At 68.6% G+C, this 18807-nt stretch carries 21 protein-coding genes; 10 read left to right on the top strand and 11 right to left on the bottom strand.

Annotation, left to right across the window (positions count from 1 at the left end):
• Positions 1-3 precede the first annotated feature (3 nt).
• Genes ACQPYY_RS08785 through ACQPYY_RS08795 form a run of 3 tightly spaced genes read right to left on the bottom strand, consistent with a single transcriptional unit; the run spans position 4 to position 2683 of the window.
• Positions 4-423 (bottom strand): molybdenum cofactor biosynthesis protein MoaE, encoded by a 420-nt coding sequence (locus ACQPYY_RS08785; protein WP_433593372.1) that lies wholly within the window; start codon positions 421-423, stop codon positions 4-6.
• On the bottom strand, positions 416-1444 hold the full coding sequence (moaCB, locus tag ACQPYY_RS08790) for a bifunctional molybdenum cofactor biosynthesis protein MoaC/MoaB (RefSeq protein WP_433593373.1): 1029 nt from the start codon (positions 1442-1444) through the stop codon (positions 416-418). Before moaCB ends, ACQPYY_RS08785 begins: the two co-directional genes overlap by 8 nt.
• 33 nt (positions 1445-1477) lie before the next feature.
• Positions 1478-2683, bottom strand: coding sequence for a molybdopterin molybdotransferase MoeA (locus ACQPYY_RS08795; RefSeq protein ID WP_433593374.1), 1206 nt, complete (start codon positions 2681-2683; stop codon positions 1478-1480).
• Positions 2684-2790: 107 nt separating this feature from the next.
• On the opposite strand from ACQPYY_RS08795, the gene moaA reads away from it, so the two are divergent.
• From moaA to ACQPYY_RS08810, 3 genes are all read left to right on the top strand, one after another.
• The gene (moaA, locus tag ACQPYY_RS08800; protein ID WP_433593375.1) at positions 2791-3849 is read left to right on the top strand and encodes a GTP 3',8-cyclase MoaA; all 1059 of its coding nucleotides are present in this window, start codon (positions 2791-2793) and stop codon (positions 3847-3849) included.
• A complete protein-coding gene (locus ACQPYY_RS08805; RefSeq protein ID WP_379101463.1) occupies positions 3842-4084 on the top strand; it encodes a MoaD/ThiS family protein in 243 nt (80 codons plus the stop codon). The genes moaA and ACQPYY_RS08805 overlap by 8 nt, the downstream gene beginning before the upstream one ends.
• A 97-nt stretch (positions 4085-4181) precedes the next feature.
• Positions 4182-4604: a DUF1003 domain-containing protein gene (locus ACQPYY_RS08810; protein WP_379101465.1), complete on the top strand. Its 423-nt coding sequence runs from the start codon at positions 4182-4184 to the stop codon at positions 4602-4604.
• A gap of 19 nt (positions 4605-4623) precedes the next feature.
• Here the strand turns inward: ACQPYY_RS08810 and ACQPYY_RS08815 are convergent, their stop codons facing one another.
• The 4 genes from ACQPYY_RS08815 to ACQPYY_RS08830 form a co-directional block, all read right to left on the bottom strand.
• Complete coding sequence (locus ACQPYY_RS08815) at positions 4624-5043, bottom strand: PIN domain nuclease (RefSeq protein WP_433593376.1); 420 nt, start codon at positions 5041-5043, stop codon at positions 4624-4626.
• Complete coding sequence (locus tag ACQPYY_RS08820; protein ID WP_433593377.1) at positions 5034-5252, bottom strand: type II toxin-antitoxin system VapB family antitoxin; 219 nt, start codon at positions 5250-5252, stop codon at positions 5034-5036. The genes ACQPYY_RS08815 and ACQPYY_RS08820 overlap by 10 nt, the downstream gene beginning before the upstream one ends.
• A gap of 68 nt (positions 5253-5320) precedes the next feature.
• Entirely contained in the window at positions 5321-6157 is an 837-nt protein-coding gene (nadE, locus tag ACQPYY_RS08825) for an ammonia-dependent NAD(+) synthetase (RefSeq protein WP_433593378.1), read from the bottom strand.
• A gap of 31 nt (positions 6158-6188) precedes the next feature.
• Positions 6189-6767, bottom strand: a complete 579-nt coding sequence (locus tag ACQPYY_RS08830; protein WP_433594598.1) for a TetR/AcrR family transcriptional regulator — start codon at positions 6765-6767, stop codon at positions 6189-6191.
• A gap of 210 nt (positions 6768-6977) precedes the next feature.
• Here ACQPYY_RS08830 and ACQPYY_RS08835 point away from each other — a divergent pair, with 210 nt between their 5' ends.
• From ACQPYY_RS08835 to ACQPYY_RS08860, 6 genes are all read left to right on the top strand, one after another.
• Positions 6978-7544 (top strand): NAD(P)H-dependent oxidoreductase, encoded by a 567-nt coding sequence (locus tag ACQPYY_RS08835; RefSeq protein ID WP_387301337.1) that lies wholly within the window; start codon positions 6978-6980, stop codon positions 7542-7544.
• A gap of 96 nt (positions 7545-7640) precedes the next feature.
• Positions 7641-8561: a G1 family glutamic endopeptidase gene (locus tag ACQPYY_RS08840; RefSeq protein WP_433593379.1), complete on the top strand. Its 921-nt coding sequence runs from the start codon at positions 7641-7643 to the stop codon at positions 8559-8561.
• A 450-nt stretch (positions 8562-9011) separates the two neighbouring features.
• Positions 9012-9251, top strand: coding sequence for a redoxin NrdH (locus ACQPYY_RS08845; protein ID WP_357096330.1), 240 nt, complete (start codon positions 9012-9014; stop codon positions 9249-9251).
• Between the two features lie 22 nt (positions 9252-9273).
• A complete protein-coding gene (gene nrdI / locus ACQPYY_RS08850) occupies positions 9274-9744 on the top strand; it encodes a class Ib ribonucleoside-diphosphate reductase assembly flavoprotein NrdI (protein WP_379101477.1) in 471 nt (156 codons plus the stop codon).
• Positions 9745-9803: 59 nt separating this feature from the next.
• A complete protein-coding gene (gene nrdE, locus ACQPYY_RS08855) occupies positions 9804-11885 on the top strand; it encodes a class 1b ribonucleoside-diphosphate reductase subunit alpha (RefSeq protein WP_433594599.1) in 2082 nt (693 codons plus the stop codon).
• A gap of 380 nt (positions 11886-12265) precedes the next feature.
• The gene (locus ACQPYY_RS08860; protein ID WP_379101479.1) at positions 12266-13276 is read left to right on the top strand and encodes an alpha/beta hydrolase; all 1011 of its coding nucleotides are present in this window, start codon (positions 12266-12268) and stop codon (positions 13274-13276) included.
• 35 nt (positions 13277-13311) lie between these two features.
• Here the strand turns inward: ACQPYY_RS08860 and ACQPYY_RS08865 are convergent, their stop codons facing one another.
• On the bottom strand, positions 13312-13512 hold the full coding sequence (locus ACQPYY_RS08865; RefSeq protein WP_357096321.1) for a hypothetical protein: 201 nt from the start codon (positions 13510-13512) through the stop codon (positions 13312-13314).
• Positions 13513-13805: 293 nt separating this feature from the next.
• Here ACQPYY_RS08865 and ACQPYY_RS08870 point away from each other — a divergent pair, with 293 nt between their 5' ends.
• Positions 13806-15002 carry a lipase family protein gene (locus ACQPYY_RS08870; RefSeq protein WP_433593380.1) on the top strand — a complete coding sequence of 399 codons (1197 nt, stop codon included), beginning with the start codon at positions 13806-13808 and terminating at the stop codon, positions 15000-15002.
• Between the two features lie 23 nt (positions 15003-15025).
• On the opposite strand, the gene ACQPYY_RS08875 is transcribed toward ACQPYY_RS08870, so the two are convergent.
• From ACQPYY_RS08875 to ACQPYY_RS08885, 3 genes are all read right to left on the bottom strand, one after another.
• Positions 15026-16300, bottom strand: a complete 1275-nt coding sequence (locus ACQPYY_RS08875; RefSeq protein WP_433593381.1) for a PucR family transcriptional regulator — start codon at positions 16298-16300, stop codon at positions 15026-15028.
• 348 nt (positions 16301-16648) lie between these two features.
• A complete protein-coding gene (locus tag ACQPYY_RS08880; protein ID WP_433593382.1) occupies positions 16649-17953 on the bottom strand; it encodes a sensor histidine kinase in 1305 nt (434 codons plus the stop codon).
• The gene (locus ACQPYY_RS08885; RefSeq protein ID WP_379101488.1) at positions 17950-18618 is read right to left on the bottom strand and encodes a response regulator transcription factor; all 669 of its coding nucleotides are present in this window, start codon (positions 18616-18618) and stop codon (positions 17950-17952) included. The genes ACQPYY_RS08880 and ACQPYY_RS08885 overlap by 4 nt, the downstream gene beginning before the upstream one ends.
• Positions 18619-18807 lie beyond the last annotated feature (189 nt).

Genomic DNA, 18807 nt, shown 5'->3' on the forward strand with positions numbered 1-18807 from the left:
GTCCTACCCGCAGGCGTTGACCCATTCGGAGAGTCCGTCGGCGAACATCTGACGCTTCCAGATCGGGACCTCGTGCTTGATGCGGTCCACGAGTTCGGCGCAGGTGGTGAAGGCTTCGGCGCGGTGCGGGGCCGCGACGGCGACGGCGATGGCCAGATCCCCGATGGTCAGATCCCCGACCCGGTGCACCGCGGCGACCGGCAGCCCGGAGGACGCGGCCACCTCCTCGCACACCTTGCGCAGGAACTGCTCGGCCTGCGGGTGCGCCGAATACTCCAGCGCGGAAACCGATTGCCCGCCATCGTGATCGCGCACCTTGCCGGTGAACACGACGACCGCCCCGTGGTGCGGCCCCTCCACGGCCTTCTCGACCTCGGCCGGATCCAGGTCCTGATCGCTGATCCGGGCCAGCAGCTCACTCATGGTTGCCTCCTCCGGCCACCTGGGCCAGCAGATGTTCGAGCAGCGGTGTCAGCACGGCGATGCCGTCCTTCACCCCGCCCGGCGAACCGGGCAGATTGACGATCACGGTGCGCCCGGCCAGTCCGGCCACGCCCCGGCTCAGCGCCGCGAGCGGGAACTTGGCGGTCCCGGCCTGGCGGATGGCGTCGGCGACGCCCGGCAGTTCCCGATCCAGCAGGGCGAGTGTGGCTTCCGGGGTGGCGTCGGTGGGGGAGGCCCCGGTGCCGCCGGTCGTGACGATCAGGTCCGGCTCCCGGGACAGGGCGTCCTCGAGGCCGTACGTGATGTCGGAGTCCGCGAAGACCAGCGGTCCGCGCACCGAGAAACCCTGCGCGGCAAGCCATTCGGCGAGGACGGGGCCGGTGGTGTCGGTGCGGGTGCCGGCGGCGACGCCGGTCGAGGCGACCACGACGGCGGCGGTGCGGCCCTGACCCGCGAGCGGAGTCGTCGCGGCGGCGGCCTGCTCGCGCGCCGCGTGCTTCTCGTGCTGGTGCCCGCCGTGCTGCTCGGCCTCGGGCCGCACCCAATGTCCGTGCTTGCCACCCTCTTTGGTGACCAGCCGCACCCCGTTGAGCGTGGCCGCCGGGTCCACCGCCTTCACCATGTCGTGCAGCGTGAGCCCCGCGACCGCGACCGCGGTCAGTGCTTCCATCTCGACCCCGGTGGGCCCCTTGGTCTTCGCGGTGGCCTCGATGGTGATGGTGGTGTCGGTGAACCCGAAGCTCACGTTCACCGACGACAGCGCCAGCTGATGGCACAGCGGAATCAGTTCCGAGGTCTTCTTGGCCCCGTTGATCCCGGCGATGCGAGCGGTGCTGAGCACGTCGGCCTTGGGCATGTCGTCCGCCCGGACCAGCCCGATCACTTCGGCGGTGGTGTGCAGTTCGCCCGCGGCGACCGCGATGCGCGCGGTGTCGGCCTTCGCGCTCACGTCGACCATGCGGGCGCGACCTTCACGGTCGACATGCGACAACTCACTCATGGGCACCACCTTGGCACAGCGAATTCAGGGTGTTCACAGCGGCCGGACCTCGACGATCGTGCCCGCGGGCAGCTCGGTGACCTCGGCCGGGACGTCGATCAGCACATCGGCGTGCGCCATCGCCGCGATCAGGTGCGAACCCTGCCCCGACACCAGCGTCACCCCCTCGCCGGTCAGCTTGCCGCGCAGGAACTGCCGTTTGCCGGCGGGGGAACGGACCGCGTCCAGTAGCGGCAGCGCGGTGACCGGCAGCGCGGGCAGGCCCGCGAGTTCACGCAGGATCGGGCGGGCGAACACCTCGAACGACACCATGGTGCTCACCGGATTGCCCGGGAAGCTCAGCACCGGGACACCCTCGACCGTGCTCAGCCCCTGGGGGCCGCCGGGTTGCAGTGCGACCGGGCCGAATTCGCCGCCCTGGGCCGCCAGCACCTCCTTGACGACCTCGAAGTCGCCCATGGAGACGCCGCCGGAGGTGAACACCACATCGGCCTGGGCCACCGCCTCGGCCAGCCGCCGCCGGAACTCGGCGTGCTCGTCGGTGGAGTGCGCGACCGACACCACCTCGACGCCGTTGTCGGACAGGGCCGCGGCCAGCGCGATGCCGTTGGAGTTGAAGATCTGGCCCGGCAGCAGGGTCGCCCCCGCGGGGCGTAGCTCGTCGCCCGTGGTGAGGACGGCCGCCCGTACCCGCCGCGTCACCTCCAGCTCGCCCAGCCCGACCGCGGCCAGCGCCGCGATGTGCCGGGGCCGCAGCAGGGTGCGCGCCGCGGCCAGCAGCTGTCCGGCGCGCACATCGGTGCCGGGCTCGCGCACGAAATCGCCGGGGGCACGGCTGGTTCGGATCGTCACGGTGACGCCATCGGATTCGGTGTGCTCGACCGGCACCACGCAGTCCGCGCCGGGCGGCACGGGCGCGCCGGTCATCACCTTCACCGCTGAGCCCGCGGGCAGGGTGAGCCGTTCGGTGTTGCCGGCCGCCACCACGCCCGCCAGCGGCAGGGTCGCGGGGACGATCGCCACCGATTCGGCGGCGACCGCGTAGCCGTCCATGGCGGAATTGCGGAACACCGGCAGGTCCAGGGGCGCGTGCACGTCGACGGCCAGACGGCGGTCCAGCGCCGCGGCCATCGGGACGGTTTCCGTGCTCCGACCGGCCAGGGGCCGCAGGGCGTCCTCGATGCGCCGGCGATGGTCGTCGACGGGTCGGGCCGGGGCGGTCGCGTGCCGGGAACTCATGCCGCTGAGCCTATACGCGGGTGAATCCTCCATACCGTGACCGGCTGATCACGGGGTCGGGCTCGTAGGAATCTACGAAGACTTGCGGGTCCGGCAATAATGGTCCAATGACCGTGGTCGCGATGGGCATGCCCGCTGTGCGAACCGGGCGGCCCGATATCGACGGCCGTCCGGACACCCCGCTCCTGCTCGACCGTTTCGGGCGGGTGGCGCGGGACCTGCGCGTGTCCATCACCGAGAAGTGCTCGCTGCGCTGCACCTACTGCATGCCGGAAGAGGGCCTGCCCGCGATCCCCGCCGACGAACTGCTCGCCACCGAGGAGATCGTGCGCCTGGTGACCCTCGCGGTCCGCGAACTCGGCGTGCACGAGGTGCGCTTCACCGGCGGCGAACCGCTCATGCGCCGCGACCTCGAGCAGATCATCGCGGGATGCCATGCGGCACTGCCGGATACGCCGCTGGCCATGACCAGCAATGGCGTCGGACTCGAGCATCGCGCGCAGGCGCTGGCCGCCGCGGGCCTGAAGCGCATCAATATCTCCCTCGACACCGTGGACCGTGACGGTTTCCACCGCCTGACCCGCCGTGACCGCCTCGCCTCGGTGCAGGCCGGGATCCGCGCCGCCATCGCCGCCGGGCTCACCCCGCTCAAGGTGAACGCGGTCCTCATGCGCGAAACCCTCGACGGCGCGGCCGATCTGCTGCAGTGGTGTCTGGAGGTGGGTGCGGAGCTGCGCTTCATCGAGGAGATGCCGCTCGACGCCGACCACGAGTGGGCGCGCGCCAATATGATCACCGCCGCCGAACTGCTGGACGTGCTCGGCGAGCGCTTCACCCTGGCCGAGACCGACCGCGAGGACCCTTCCGCCCCCGCCGAACGCTGGCTCGTGGACGGCGGCCCCGCCACCGTCGGCATCATCGCCTCGGTCACCCGCAAGTTCTGCGGCGACTGCGACCGCACCCGTCTCACCGCCGACGGCCGCATCCGCTCCTGCCTGTTCAGCGACCAGGAGTACGACATCCGCGCCGCCCTCCGCTCGGGCGCCACCGACGCCGACATCGCCGCCCTCTGGCGCGGCGCCATGTGGAACAAATCGGCCGGCCACGGCATCGACGCCGCCGGCTTCGTCCCGCCCACCCGAACGATGGGAGCCATCGGTGGTTGAGGTCCGCTATTTCGCCGCGATCGCCGACGCCGTCGGCAAGGACAAGGAAACGCTGGACCTCCCGTCCGGCGCGACCATCGCCGACCTGCGCTCCACCCTCTCGGCCACCTACGGCCCGAAACTCGACCCCATGTTGAAGGTCTGCGCCTACCTCATCGGCGACGAACTCACCCGCGACGCCACCACCCCGCTCTCTCCCCGCGTGGACGTGCTGCCCCCGTTCGCGGGCGGCTAGACCCCGCGCCGAGCCCGGCCGCGCATCGCGGCGAGTCGCCGTGCCGGGCGCTAACATTCGCCGGTCCCCGCACGTCGTCGCCAGGAGACCGACCCGAATGACGCAACCGCCGCAACCGGCACCGCCCCCGATCCAGCCGCATCCGGCGTTCGCGCAGGTCCAGGAGGCGCGCGCCGCCAGCCTGCAACTGCGGGCCGCGGACTGGATCACCAAGTTCGCCGGCTCGATGACCTTCGTCTACATCCACGCCATCGGCTTCGCGGTCTGGATGCTGCTGGTCGAGAAGAGCCCCTGGCCGACCCTCACCCTGGTCGTCTCCCTGGAAGCCATCTTCCTGTCCACCTTCGTGATGATCGGCCAGAACCGTCAGGCCGACTTCCAGCAGGCCAAGGCCGACCACGACTTCCAGGAACAGGAACTCGAACTCAAGACCAACACCGAACTCACCCGCGCCATCCACGCCATGACCTCGGAACTGCACCGCCGCCTGGTCGAGGACCCGGATCAGAAGAAGGGCTGACGCAGCCGCTCGACCACCGTCATACCGAGCCGGCGGGGAGGATCCACCGTGTCGGCTGGCCGGTGACCTTGGCGATCGTGTCGAAATCAGCGTCGTAGTGTAGGACGGTCAGCTCGGCCAGTTCGGCGGTGGCCGCCACCAGGAGGTCCGCGATACCGGCGCTTCGCAGGCAGCCTCGCTTGGCGAGCTCGTACTGCACCTCGCGGACCCGGGTCCACACTCGATCGGGCATCGGTTGCCAGGGATAGATGGCGGAGAGGTCGTCTCGGTCCTGTTCGAAGTCGCTCAATGACCTTGCGGAGTAAAGGAATTCGTTCTCGGTGGCCGCGCAGATGTGGACCAGTCCGGCCTGCAGGGTGCTGGCCCATGCGGACGAGACGTCCGGATGCCCCATCCGGGCCAGGGCGCTCGTGTCGATCAGATACCGAGCTATCGCCACGCCTCGTCCCTTCGGCCCGGGGCGATCACATCGTCGTAGGCACCGGCCCTCGATCGGGCCTGCATCCGTTCCAGCGCGGCGGAACGCCGGTGGCAGGCAATGACCTGACGCAGGGCGGCATTCACCGTGTCCTTCTTGGTGGTGGTGCCTAGGAGGCCGCTGACTTCGGCCAGGGCCTCATCGTCGATGTCGATCATCGTGCGTGACATGGCCGCCTCCTGTATGCCCGAACGGGATGTCCTCAAGCATACGGATGCGGCGGTTCATATGCCTCGGTTCAACGCCACCAGGTGTCAAGCGGGGTGACCGGGACCGCGCGCTTGTGGCGGGTGTTGAGGAAGATCCGTTCGAGCTTCTCCGAGACCTCGGGGCCGACGTCCTTGCCCTCGAGGTAGTCGTCGATCTGGGAGTACTTCAGGCCCAGGGCTTCCTCGTCCGGCAGGGCCGGGCGGTCGTCCTCGAGGTCGGCGGTGGGGACCTTCTGCCAGACGCTGGGCGGGGCGCCGAGTTCCTGGAGCAGGGCCGCGCCCTGGCGCTTGGTGAGACCGGTCAGCGGGGTGAGGTCGACGCCGCCGTCGCCGAACTTGGTGAAGAAGCCGGTGACCGCCTCGGCGGCGTGGTCGGTGCCGACGACCAGCAGCTCGAGCTGGCCGGCGATGGCGTACTGGAGCAGCATGCGCTCGCGGGCTTTGATGTTGCCGCGCACGAAGTCTCGCAGGCGGGGCTCCTCGTGCAGTTCCACGATGCCGGTGGCGGCCTCGCCGGCGGCGGCGTCCGCGCTGGGCTTGACGTTCACCACGACCGAGCGGTCGGGCTGGATGAAGGACAACGCGGTCTGCGCGTCGTGTTCGTCGGCCTGGATGCCGTACGGCAGGCGCGCGGCCACGAAGGTGGCGTCGTGGCCCTCGGCACGCAGTTCCTCGACGGCCAGCTGGCACAGGCGTCCGGCGAGGGTGGAGTCCTGCCCGCCGCTGATGCCCAGCACGAACCCCTTGGCGGGCGTGGACCGCAGATAGTCCTTGAGGAAGTCGATGCGTCGCCGCACTTCGGTTTTCGGTTCGATCGACGGCAGGACGCCCAATTCGGCGATGATCTGTGCGCGCAGGTTCCCCATGGACACACTCTACTGAACGGGTCCGCCGCCGCTACCGATCGGCGGGCGCGGTCACCTGCCGGACCAGCGTCTCCCAGTGGTCGCCCACCTGATCGGGTGTGTGGCGCAGCTGCCGGATCTGGTGCAGCACCAGCCCCGCGTCCAGACTGGCCAGCAGCGTGTCGGCGGTCAGCCCGATGTCGCCGGGCGCTCCGGCCTCCCGGAGCAGCAGGGAGACATGGGTTTTCGCGATGTTGTAGGGCGGTCCGGAGTATTGCCCGCCGATGGCGGCGTTCTTGCGTACATCGCCCTCCACCTCGACGGTGGCCAGCCGGGCCCGCCCGTAGGCGATGAGCCGTTCGGCGGCGGGCGCGCCCGGCCCCAGCGGCGGCGGCCCGAACATGTAGGCCCACTGCAGTTTCTGATCGGACTGGTCGAGCAGCGCCAGCATCAGCCCGGCCCGATTGCCGAACCGGCGGAAGACGGTGCCCTTGCCGACGCCGGCCAGTTTGGCGACCGCGTCCATGGTGACCGCGTCCGCGCCCTGTTCGCGCACCAGCGTCTCGGCGGCGTCGAGCAGTAGTTGCCGGTTGCGGGCGGCGTCGCTGCGTTCGTGGCTGCTGCCGGGCATGAGGAGTGGGACCGAATGCGGCGGGGGCTGCTGGGTGCCGACGGGTTCGATCGGGAGGGCGATGTTCGGCAGTGCCGGAACGACGTCATCCGGTGATGTGTCGCGTGTCACAGGCTGTCTGCTCCTACCCGGGAATGTAAGCGGACTGGGGTCCGGTTACAGTCTATCGAAAGATCCACCGCTGCATCAGTAACCCTTGGAGTGATCATCATGTCGCAGACCCGCATCCTCGTCCTGGTCGGAAGCCTTCGCGCCGCGTCGATCAACCGCCGTCTGGCCGAGGCCGCCGTGCAGACCGCTCCCGAGGGCGTCGAGATCGCCATCTACGAAGGTCTCGGCGATATTCCTTTCTACAACGAGGACCTCGACGTCGAGGGTCGGGTCCCGGCCGCCGCGCAGGCGCTGCGTGACGCCGTCGGCGCCTCGGATGCGCTGCTGCTGGTCACCCCCGAATACAACGGCACCCTGCCGGCCGTGCTGAAGAACGCCATCGACTGGGCGTCGCGGCCCTACGGCGCGGGCGCGCTCAAGAGCCGTCCGGTCGCCGTGGTCTCCGCCTCGATCAGCGCGAACGCCGCCAAGTGGTCGCACGACGACGCGGTGAAGGCGCTGGGCGTCGCGGGCGCGGAGGTCGTGAAGGAGGCGTCGCTGAACTTCGGCACCATCGGTTCGCGCTTCGTCGAGACCCACCCGGCCGACGATGCCGAGGCGCTCACTCAGCTGGCCGCCACCGTGCGTTTGCTGGCGGAAGATGTCAAGGCTCGGGCAAACGCCTGATACACCTCGCGATCACTCGCTGAATTCAGCGCAAGGCCACGGCTTTCGAGTCGTGGCCTGCCGCTCTTCTCGGACATTTCGGGCTAACGTCTGTCCATGAAGTTATCAACGGGCAACTCTGTGTGGGGCCGTTGTTTCATGGCGGTCACCCTGGCCGCGTCCGCCGCCTCGATGGCGGTCGGCAATGCGGCCGACGCGACGGCCGAGTCGTACGCCTCGGATGTCTCCGATCTCTCGAATGCCCACCTCTTCCTCGGCAATTGGGCCGGGTACGTGGTGAAGGGCGACTTCCGGGAGATCAGCGCCACCTGGGTGCAGCCCGAGATCGAATGCCGCAATCCCGGCGTCCTGCAGCGCGTCGTGCCCTGGGTGGGGCTCAACGGCGCCACCGGCCTGGACGGCCAGGTCGCGCTGCCGCTCATGCAGACCGGCGTCGAATCCCTGTGCGCCAGTGACGCCGCCGTGTACGCGGCGCTGCCCGGGTTGCAGATCGAATCGGTCGCCGCGGGCCTGGCCTACGCCGATCCGCATCTGGCGGGGACGGTGATGAACGCCGGCGGCAAGGTCTCCAACGCCTTGGGCGCGGCCGCGGACGGCCTCTGCTCGCTGGGCGTCTTCGGCGGATTCTGCCGCCCGGAGAAGCAGGTCGACGGGTGGTGGGAGAGCTATCCCGCCGCACCGGTGGCCTACGGCGACGTGACGATCAACCCCGGCGACACCATGCGCTCCACGGTCAGCTGGGACGGCGGCCGCTATGTGATGACGCTGGAGAACCGCACCGCGGGCTGGGCGCGCACCACCGTGGCGCCCTCGGCCGTGCCGGCCCGCACGGCCGAGATCGTGGTGGAGGGTCACCTCGACGCCGCGCTGCCCGGGTTCGCGCCGATCACCTTCACCGAGGTCGCCATCGACGGGCGGCCGTTGTCCGATTACGACGCGCAGACCTACGGCATCCCGGCCACCAACCGGTTGCTGGCGCCCGGTCCGATCGAGGGCGGGTCGTTCACCATCCGCTAGGACCGGGGGCGATGCCGCGACACGCCGGGGCGAGCGGGCGATCGGGAATCGGTCGCTCGACCCGGAAGGATCGCGAACCGGGTGGTCGCTCGAGTCTCCTGTGACTCCTGAGATGGGTGTTGATCAGCGGTGATGGTGTGTTTGCTGGAAATGAACTGAATGCCGAAATTGTGATGTGTGACTCAGTCGTGTCGAGTTGCGAATCGACTGTCCAGGTACTTACCCGCCCGGAATTTCACCTTTGTGAGTCGCAACATGTCGTGTTGTATGAGTTTGTCGGCCACTAGGTGTAGTGTCTTGGGAGCTGGAAGGCCACAAGGACGAGACCTCGATCACGGGCCGGTGACCAGGAGCTTCGGCTCCGCTTCCAGGGGTTTGCGCAATTACTACGTGGATCTTGTTTCAGGTGTGCACTGCAGACAGATCAAGGCTGAGGAGAAGGGGATACCAATGACCATCACCGTTTACACCAAGCCCGCTTGTGTCCAGTGCAACGCGACCTATCGCGCCCTCGACAAGGCTGGTGTCGACTACAGCGTCGTCGATATCTCCGAGAGCCCGGAGGCGCGCGACTACGTGATGGCCCTGGGTTACCTGCAGGCCCCCGTCGTGGTCGCCGGGGATGACCACTGGTCCGGCTTCCGCCCGGACCGCATCAAGGCGCTGGCCGACGTCGTCGCCGTCGCCTGACGCTTCCGTCAACGGTCAGGAGATGACCGATATGTCGAGTGAGACACCGAATCTCGTCTACTTCTCGAGCGCTTCGGAGAACACTCACCGCTTCGTCGAACGGCTGGGCCTGCCCGCCGTCCGCATTCCGCTTCACACCGCCGACTCGCTTCGCGTCGACCAACCTTTCGTGCTGATCGTCCCCACCTACGGGGGAGGTCGGCACGTTTTGGGTGGGCAGCGATCCGATAAGGAATTCGTGCCCCGCCAGGTGGCCAAGTTCCTCAACGATCCGCACAATCGCGCCCTGCTGCGCGGCGTGATCGCGAGCGGCAACACCAACTTCGGCGATACGTACTGCTATGCGGGAGAAGTGATCTCACGTAAGGCAGGGGTTCCGTACCTGTATCGCTTCGAACTCATGGGAACTGCTGAGGACGTCGAGCGCGTCCGCGAGGGATTGGGAATCTTTTGGCAACGACAACCGCACCGGTCGGAAAGACTGCCCGCGTAGAGCGCCCCGTCAGCGGCGACTCCGCGACCGAGGGACTGGACTACCACGCCCTCAACGCCATGCTCAACCTGTACGGACCCAACGGCGAGATCCAGTTCGACAAGGACCGGGAAGCCGCGCACCAGTACTTCCTCCAGCACGTCAACCAGAACACGGTGTTCTTCCACAACCTCGACGAGAAGCTCGACTACCTCGTCAAGGAGAACTACTACGAGACCGAGGTGCTCGACCAGTACTCGCGCGCCTTCATCAAGAGCCTGTTCCAGCAGGCGTACGCCAAGAAGTTCCGGTTCCCGACCTTCCTGGGCGCGTTCAAGTACTACACCTCGTACACGCTGAAGACCTTCGACGGCAAGCGCTACCTGGAGCGTTTCGAGGACCGCGTGTGCATGGTCGCCCTGACCCTGGCCGCCGGTGACGAGACCTTGGCGGGCGAGCTGGTCGAGGAGATCATGGACGGCCGCTTCCAGCCGGCCACCCCGACCTTCCTCAACTCGGGCAAGAAGCAGCGCGGCGAGCCGGTGTCCTGCTTCCTGCTGCGCATCGAGGACAACATGGAGTCCATCGGGCGCTCCATCAACTCGGCGCTGCAGCTGTCCAAGCGCGGCGGCGGTGTCGCCCTGCTGCTCAGCAACATTCGTGAGACCGGCGCGCCGATCAAGAAGATCGAGAACCAGTCCTCGGGCGTCATCCCGATCATGAAGCTGCTGGAGGACTCGTTCTCCTACGCCAACCAGCTGGGCGCGCGGCAGGGCGCGGGCGCGGTCTACCTGCAGGCGCACCACCCCGACATCTACCGCTTCCTCGACACCAAGCGTGAGAACGCGGACGAGAAGATCCGCATCAAGACGCTCTCGCTGGGCGTGGTGATCCCGGACATCACCTTCGAGCTGGCGAAGAAGAACGAGGACATGTACCTGTTCTCGCCGTACGACGTGGAGCGCATCTACGGCGTGCCGTTCGCCGACATCAATGTCACCGAGAAGTACTACGAGATGGTCGACGACAAGCGGATCCGCAAGTCCAAGATCAAGGCTCGCGAGTTCTTCCAGACCATCGCCGAGCTGCAGTTCGAGTCGGGCTACCCGTACATCATGTACGAGGACACCGTGAACCGGGCCAACCCGATCGCGGGCAAGATCACCCACTCCAACCTGTGCTCGGAGATCCTGCAGGTCTCCACCCCGTCGGAGTTCAACGACGACCTGTCCTACTCCAAGGTGGGCAAGGACATCTCCTGCAACCTGGGCTCGCTGAACATCGCGAAGACCATGGATTCGCCGGATCTGGCGAAGTCGGTCGAGACCGCGATCCGCGCGCTGACCGCGGTGTCGGATCAGACCCACATCTACTCGGTGCCCTCGATCGAGCAGGGCAACAACGAGTCCCACGCCATCGGCCTGGGCCAGATGAACCTGCACGGCTACCTGGCGCGCGAGCGGGTCCACTACGGCTCCGAAGAGGGTGTGGACTTCACCAACATCTACTTCTACACGATCGCCTTCCACGCCATCCGGGCGTCGAATCTGATCGCGCAGGAGCGGGGATTGTACTTCGGCGGCTTCCCCGAGTCGAAGTATGCCTCGGGTGAGTTCTTCGACAAGTACACCGAGCAGGCGTGGGAGCCGGCCACCGAGCGGGTCCGGCAGATCTTCGCCGACGCCGAGGTCCACATCCCCACCCAGGACGACTGGCGCGAGCTCAAGGCCTCGGTCATGCAGCACGGTATCTACAACCAGAACCTGCAGGCCGTCCCGCCGACCGGGTCGATCTCCTACATCAACCACTCCACCAGCTCCATCCACCCGGTGGCGTCGAAGATCGAGATCCGCAAGGAAGGCAAGATCGGCCGCGTCTACTACCCGGCCCCCTACCTGACCAACGACAACCTCGAGTACTTCGAGGACGCCTATGACATCGGCTACGAGAAGATCGTCGACACCTACGCCGCGGCCACGCAGCACGTCGACCAGGGCTTGTCGCTGACGCTGTTCTTCAAGGACAGCGCCACCACCCGCGACGTCAACAAGGCCCAGATCTACGCCTGGCGCAAGGGCATCAAGACGCTGTACTACATCCGCATCCGGCAGATGGCGCTCGAGGGCACCGAGGTCGAGGGCTGCGTGAGCTGCATGCTCTGACGATCGCCTCCGAAAGGGCGTTTCCGGCTTCCGCCGGGAGCGCCCTTTTTCGTCGCTGTGGCCGATCCCACGTTTGCGTCGGGCCCGATTGTGAACTCTCCAGAAGGTGTCTTTCACGCTGTCGGCCGAGGTCGGCGCCTGGTTAGGCTCGCCGTGGTTCGGGCATCGGGTTCCATCGAATTGCGCGGGTGATGCCGGAATCGGGAAAACGCATCGGTACAAGCGTTGTGGAGGTGAGTCGATCGAAACGAAGACCCATCGGGTGTATCAACCTCGCACCCGCCCGGTGGGTTCTTCGGACATCACGCAATCCCGCGCACCGCATGAGGAGTTGGCTTGTCGCACTGCCTGATTCGAAGACCCCGATCCGGGGCGGAGTCGTGAGGCGGCGGGCGGCCGCCGGGGTCGCGCTGGCGCTGGCGGTGATCGCGAGCTCGTCGTTCGGGGTGAGTGCCCAGGCGGGCCCGCCCGGGCGGATCGCGTCGCGGGCCGCGGTGACGCGGGTGGAGCAGGTGGGGCCGCGCTGGGAGCGGGTCGAGGTGGCCTCGGCCGCCATGGGCCGCACCGTCGCCCTCGATGTGCTGCACGGTTCCGGTTCCGGGCCCCGGCCCACGTTGTATCTGCTCGACGGCGTCGATGCCGAGGGCGTGTCCGACTGGCTGACCAAGGGGCATGCGGCGGACTTCTTCGCCGACAAACCGGTCGATGTGGTCTTCCCCGCCGGCGCGACCGGCAGCATGTACACCGACTGGCAGCATCCTGATGCCGCGCTCGGCTGGAATCGCTGGGAGACCTTCCTGACCGCCGAGCTGCCCGGGGTCATCGAACCGTATCTGCGCTCGGACGGCCGTCGCGCCATCGCGGGGGTGTCCATGGGCGCGCAGGGCGCGATGATGCTCGCGCACCGGCATCCCGGATTCTTCAAGGCCGTCGCGGGATTGAGCGGCTGCTACTCCACGGTCGACGGGCCGGGCAGCGCGGTCACCGCGGCCACGGTCGCCTCACGCGGCGGCAATATCCTGAATCTGTGGGGGTTGCCGGGCACTTTCGATTGGCTGACCCACGACAGCACGGTGGGGGCGGAAGCCTTGCGCGGCACGGTGATCTATCTGTCGGCGGCTTCCGGTGTGCCCGGTGCGCCGGATCTGAACGAGGTGCTGAAGTCGCCGGATCGGCTGGCCTCGCTCGGCGTGGCCGCCGGCGGCGTGGTGCTCGAGGCCGGCGCCCGGGTGTGCACCGAGCATTTCTCGAAACGGTTGAGCGACTTGGGGATTCCCGCCACCGTGCATTACGAGCCGACCGGCATTCACGCCTGGGAGGATTTCTCGGCCCAGCTGGGCCCGGCCTGGGACGCCCTCGCGGCGGCCTTCGCGCCGGCGTCCGGGCGGTAGCGGGACCACCCGGACGCCCTGGGCCGCACGGTATCTCAGTGCCGGAACCCGTAGCGGGGTAGTCGCCGCAGTCCGGGCCGGATCCGGCTGTCCACGGTCACGGCCAGGCCGACGTGGACGGCGGCCACGGTGAAGTCCGAGGCCTCCTGCCAGGTGGCCGCGTATTCCATGGTGAGTTCGGCCCCGTCGGCGGGTCCGCCGAGGTAGACGGTGACCCGGTGGGTGAGCGCGTCCATAGTGCTGCTCCTCGAGATCGTGCGGGGGAGAAGCGCGAGCCGACGCCTTCGTCGGCTCGCGCGTCTCTGGTACCGAACGTAATCGGATTGCCGTGCGCAGGAACGTGTTCCGGTTTCTGCTTGGACATGTCACAAGCGGTGTGCGGGAGTTGTTGTTACGCGGTGGAACAGAAACATATACGGCTCAAAACGTCGTCACGCGTTCACAAACCACGCCCGCCCCGATTGTGACTATTCGGAAGGTTCGCTCACCCCTCTGGCCCCGTGTGACCGCCGTTCCTACGCTGCCCCGCATGAGGATTCGTGTATCGATCGCGGTGATCGGCGCTCTGCTCGTGACCGTCGCCGGCGGATCGGCCGCGGCCCAGCCGCTGCTCGCCACGCCGGACCCGGACCCCTTCTACGCCGCCCCCGCCGATATCGCCGCCCACCAGCCCGGCGACGTGCTGGCCACCCGCGCCATGCCCGCGCTGCCCAGCTTCCCGGACAGCGACATCACCCTGATCAAATTCCGTTCCACCGACTCCACCGGACACCCCATCGCGGCCACCACGACGGTGATCTCCCCGCGCCGACGCGTCGCCGACGCGCCCGTCCTGTCGTTGCAGCAGATCGTCAACGGCCTCGGCGCGCAGTGCGCGGTCTCGCGTGAGCTCTACACCAGTGACCCCAACCTGATGATCCGGGAGGCCCCCGGCTGGAACCTGGTCCTGCAGCGCGGCTGGACCGTCGCCCTGCCCGACCACCTCGGCCCCCGAATCGCCTACGGCGCGGCCAAACTCGGTGGCCAGATCACCCTGGACGGACTGCGCGCGATCCAGCGGCTGCCGCAGTTGCGGGTCGAGCACAGTCCGCTGGTCATGGCCGGCTATTCGGGCGGCGGCATGGCGACCGCGTGGGCGGCGGCGCTGGCCGCGTCCTACGCCCCGGACCTGCGCATCGCGGGCGCGGCCATGGGCGGGGTCCCGATGAACCTGGCGTCGATGATGGAGGGCCTCGGCATGAACCGGCATCCGGCCTTCGGTCTGGCGCTGGCGGCCGGCCTGGGCCTGGAACGCGAGTATCCGGACCGGTTCCCGCTCTCCGACCAGCTCAACGATCGCGGCCTCGCCATGCGCGACCAGCTGGTCAACAGCTGCACCAACGACATCCTGAGCGCGGGCGCGGGTCAAGGCGCGCTCGACGTCGCCAAGACGACGATCATGTCCGACGACCCGCGGGCCCGCGCCGTGGTGGATGAGAACAGCGTCGAGCTCTACCCCGGCGTCCCGAATATGCCCGTCTTCGAATGGCATTCGCCCATCGACGGGCTGATCCCGATCAACGCCGTCGTGAACACCGTGCACCGCTACTGCGCCGCGGGCACGAAGGTGTGGTCCGAGCAGGTGCCGGTGCCCGACCATCTCACCGCCGCCGTGCTCGGCCTCCCGGCCGCCTATGCCTGGATGGACGCCCGCCTGCGCGGCGAGCCCGCGCCGACCAACTGCTGAGGGCCCATCGCGACAGCGGGGTCTCAGCCCGCCTGATAGGTGCGCGCCACCAGCGCCGAACGCAGATACCAGAGACCGGACGGCTGGGTCGGATCGAATCCGGTCAGCTGCCCGATCCGTTTCAGCCGGTAGTCCACGGTATTGGTGTGCACGTGCAGCATGCGGGCGGTGCGCTGCCGGTTCAGGTTGTTGCTGATGTGGGATTGCAGCGTCTCGAGCAGTTCGGCGTGCGCGTCCAGCGGATCCAGCAGCGACCCGAGGTGGTCGCGGCCCGGACCGGGGCGGGTCAGCTGATATTCCAGGGCCAGCTCGTCGAAGCGGAACAGGCCGCGCACCAGGCGCAGGCGGTGCACGATGTCGAGGAGTTCGTGGGCCTGGTCGGCGGCGTCCGGAATCTGTTGCGGCGCGGCCGGAACCAGCGTCGCGGTGATCGGCACCCGCGCGGCCCGCGACAGCTGCTCGACCAGCTCGTCGAGCTGATCGTCGGCGACCGCGGTGGCCGGCACCAGCAGGGTGCCGCCGTCCACGCTGAGCAGCGACAGCACCTTGTCGGTGTAGCGGGTGGCCAGTTCGGCCTGCACCCGCCGCAGCTTGCGGCGCGCCACCACCGCGCCGTCCACGGTGGGGGAGTCCTCCTCCGGATGTTCCGGAATGGCCAGCGCCAGTACGTGATACGTCTCGGCGATCTCGATGCCGCACTCGCGCGCCATGGTGGAGGTGCTGTGCCCGCCCAGCAGCGCGGAGGTGAGGGTGTGCACGGCGGTGTGGTGTTCGCTCACCACCGAACGCAGTTCGCGAACGTAGGCCATGGCCACCGCGGAGGTCATCCGGTCGAGCAGTTCCACCACCAGCTTCGCCCCGCCGACGATGTTGTCCATGTCGGCGGCCGCGATGACCAGGGTGACCTCGCCGTCCTCGTCCTCGCGGCGCACGTGCCGGGACAGGGCGCTGGCCATCACCAGCTCCGAGCCGATCTTGAAGCCCTCGTGGATGGCGTGGTGGATGGTGTCGATCGGGATGCCCTCGCGCGCCCACTGCGCGGCCGCCTCCTCGAGGCGCTTGGTCTTCTCCGGGATGTCGCGCCCGTCGAGCATGCCGACCGCCAGCTCCAGGCAGGTACGGGTGATGACGGTGACGTCGCCGTGAATGGCGTCGCCGGGCAGGGTGCCGCACGGCGCGACAGTCTCCACGAAATGCCCCACCATGTGCTGGGCCACGCCGCGAACATCCTTGAGCGGCGACGAGATCGGCGTGCCCGACACGGTGAGTCCGGGCCGGGCCGGAATTCCCACGGCCATCCGTGACTCCCTTCCACCCCCGGGTTGCGCCCCGTGCGGGACCTGAAACGCTAACGCAGGCCGTGTGTCCGAACGGCCGGATCGATCCCTCCCTGTGATGCACAGTAATGCGCGCCGGGCGGTGCTGTGACTTCTCACATGTGCCAGGCGGATTCGGCATGACCGCCCCGCGTCGGCGGACGGAAGCATCACCGTGGTCGGAGCGGGAAGGTGACGGCTCGAGAGTGACACCGGCCGCCGCGGCGAATCCGGTTCCGGCCGTGACATTCCTGTCTGCCCGCCTGGACACCCGCCAGGCCCGGCCTGGCGGGTGTCCAGGCAGGCCCGGCCTGCCCGCGGGCGGCTCGCCTAGTGGCGCGCGCCGACCGGACCGCCCACCGTGATGTCGGCCGGCGGCAGCCACAGCGTCGCGATCGCCCCGCCGCCGGCCGCGGGCTCGATGGAGGCGTTGCCGCCGTGCGTCTGCGCCACCCACGCCACCAGCGCCAGCCCGATGCCATTGCGACCGGTGCGCCCGGCCGCGCCGCGATCGAAGGGACTGGCCGACATGACCGGATCGACACCCGGACCGTGATCGCGCACGCTGACCCGTCCCTCGGCCACGTGCACCTCGACCGGCGCGGACCGGTTCACCGCGCCGTGGGTGAGCCCGTTCTCCAGCATGTTCCGGATGGCCAGGCTCAATAGCTGCGGATCACCCAGCACCACGGTCGGATGCGCGGTCACCGCGATGCGCTCGTCCCCGGCCTCCTCGGCCACCATCTCGGCCAGCTGATCCAGCCGCAGCAGCGTGCGCTCGGGTGCGGCGATGCCCGCCTGCATGCGTGCGCGGGCCAGCAGCCCGGTCACCAGTCGCGCCATCCGGTCCGCCAGCCGCTGCGCCTCGGCGAGGGTCTGCGGTACCTCCTCGGGCGCCGGCCGCGACCCGGTGAGCAGCTTCAATGTGGTGAGCGGCGTACGCAATTCGTGCGCGGCGTCACTGAGGAACTGCTCGTGCTCGGCCAGCAGGCGCAGCGCCTGGGCCTGGCTGCGGCCCGCCAGCAGATACGTGACGGCGGCCGACAGCAGGACCAGCAGGGCGCCGCTGATCACCAACTCCCACACCAGGGTTCGATGTTCTCCGGCATCGGCCATGGTCTCGGCCCCGGCCAGGATGACGACGGTGGCGTCCCAGCCGTCCCAGAAGACCGGACTGCCCGCCAGGGTCACCGTGCGGCCGGTGATATCGGTGGCGGTGAACCGTTTGCCGGCGTAGATGACGGTCTCGGAGTGATCCTCGACCTGCGTTGCGAGCGTGGCGATCTCGGAGTCGTCGGGCAGCAGCGAGCGCTGGTAGGTGTGCGCCTGTTTCCACGGCTCGCCGGGTGTGCGCATCAGCACGGCGACCGCCGTGGTTCCCGTGGCCAGCTCGTCGTCCATGACCGTCGACAGGTCCAGGGCCGACTTGTCGTCCTGCTGGATGGCGCGCGCCAGCCCGCCCGCCACCCGCTCGACCTGATCATCGGCGCGGGTCTCACGCGCGTGCGCGTCGATCGTGGCGGCTACGAAGCCGAAGATCAGGACCGCCGCCGCGGTGATCACCGCGGCCAAGGCGGTCATGAACCACCGGGCGCGCTGGAGTCGGGCGACGGCGGGGGAGCGGTGTGCGCTCACGCCGCTCCACCGGCGATCAGGAAGCCGGCGCCGCGCACGGTCTCGATCACGCTGGGCTCCCCGAGTTTGCGCCGCAGTTTGGCGACCACCGCGTCCACCACGTTGGAGGCGGGCTCGGCCATCTCGTCCCAGCAGCATTCGATGAGGTCGGTGCGGGTCACCACGCTGCCGCGGCGGGTCGCCATGAGTTCGAGGACCGCGAACTCCTTCGGGCTGAGCATCAGCAGGACGCCGCCGCGGGTCACCCGGCGGCGCATGAGGTCGATGTCGATGTCCGCCACCGCGATTCGCGCGGCGGTGGGCTGGTCGCGGCGGCGGCACAGGGCCCGCACCCGCATCACCAGTTCCGGCAGCGCGAACGGCTTGGTCAGATAGTCGTCGGCCCCGTGCTCGAATCCGGCCAGACGGTCGTCGAGGCCGTCGCGGCCGGTGAGCATGAGCGCGGGCACCGTGTGCCCGGCGGTACGCGCCCCCGCGACCAGGTCCAGGCCGTCGCCGTCGGGCAGGCCGCGGTCCACCACCAGGCAGTCGTAGCGATTGACGGCGATCTTGAAGTCCGCGTCGGCGAGGCTCTGGGCGAGGTCCACCGCGAACCCGGCCGTCCGCAACCCGTCGGTCACCTCACGACACAGCTGATGATCGTCCTCCAGCACCAAAACTCGCACAGGGGCAGAGATTAGGGCATTCCGGACCCCTGCCCCAACGGCCCGGACGACCGGCTCGTCGGAAAATGATCGAAAAACAATTCGGCGTCGGTCCGCGCCCCCCGGAGCGGAGATACCGGACATGGTGAGCCGCGTTAGGCGACCCTCTGTATCCTGTACATGGTTGTTTCTGTCGGCGTTCGCGAAGGG

Source organism: Nocardia sp. CA-145437, from assembly GCF_050956485.1.
GTDB lineage: Bacteria > Actinomycetota > Actinomycetes > Mycobacteriales > Mycobacteriaceae > Nocardia.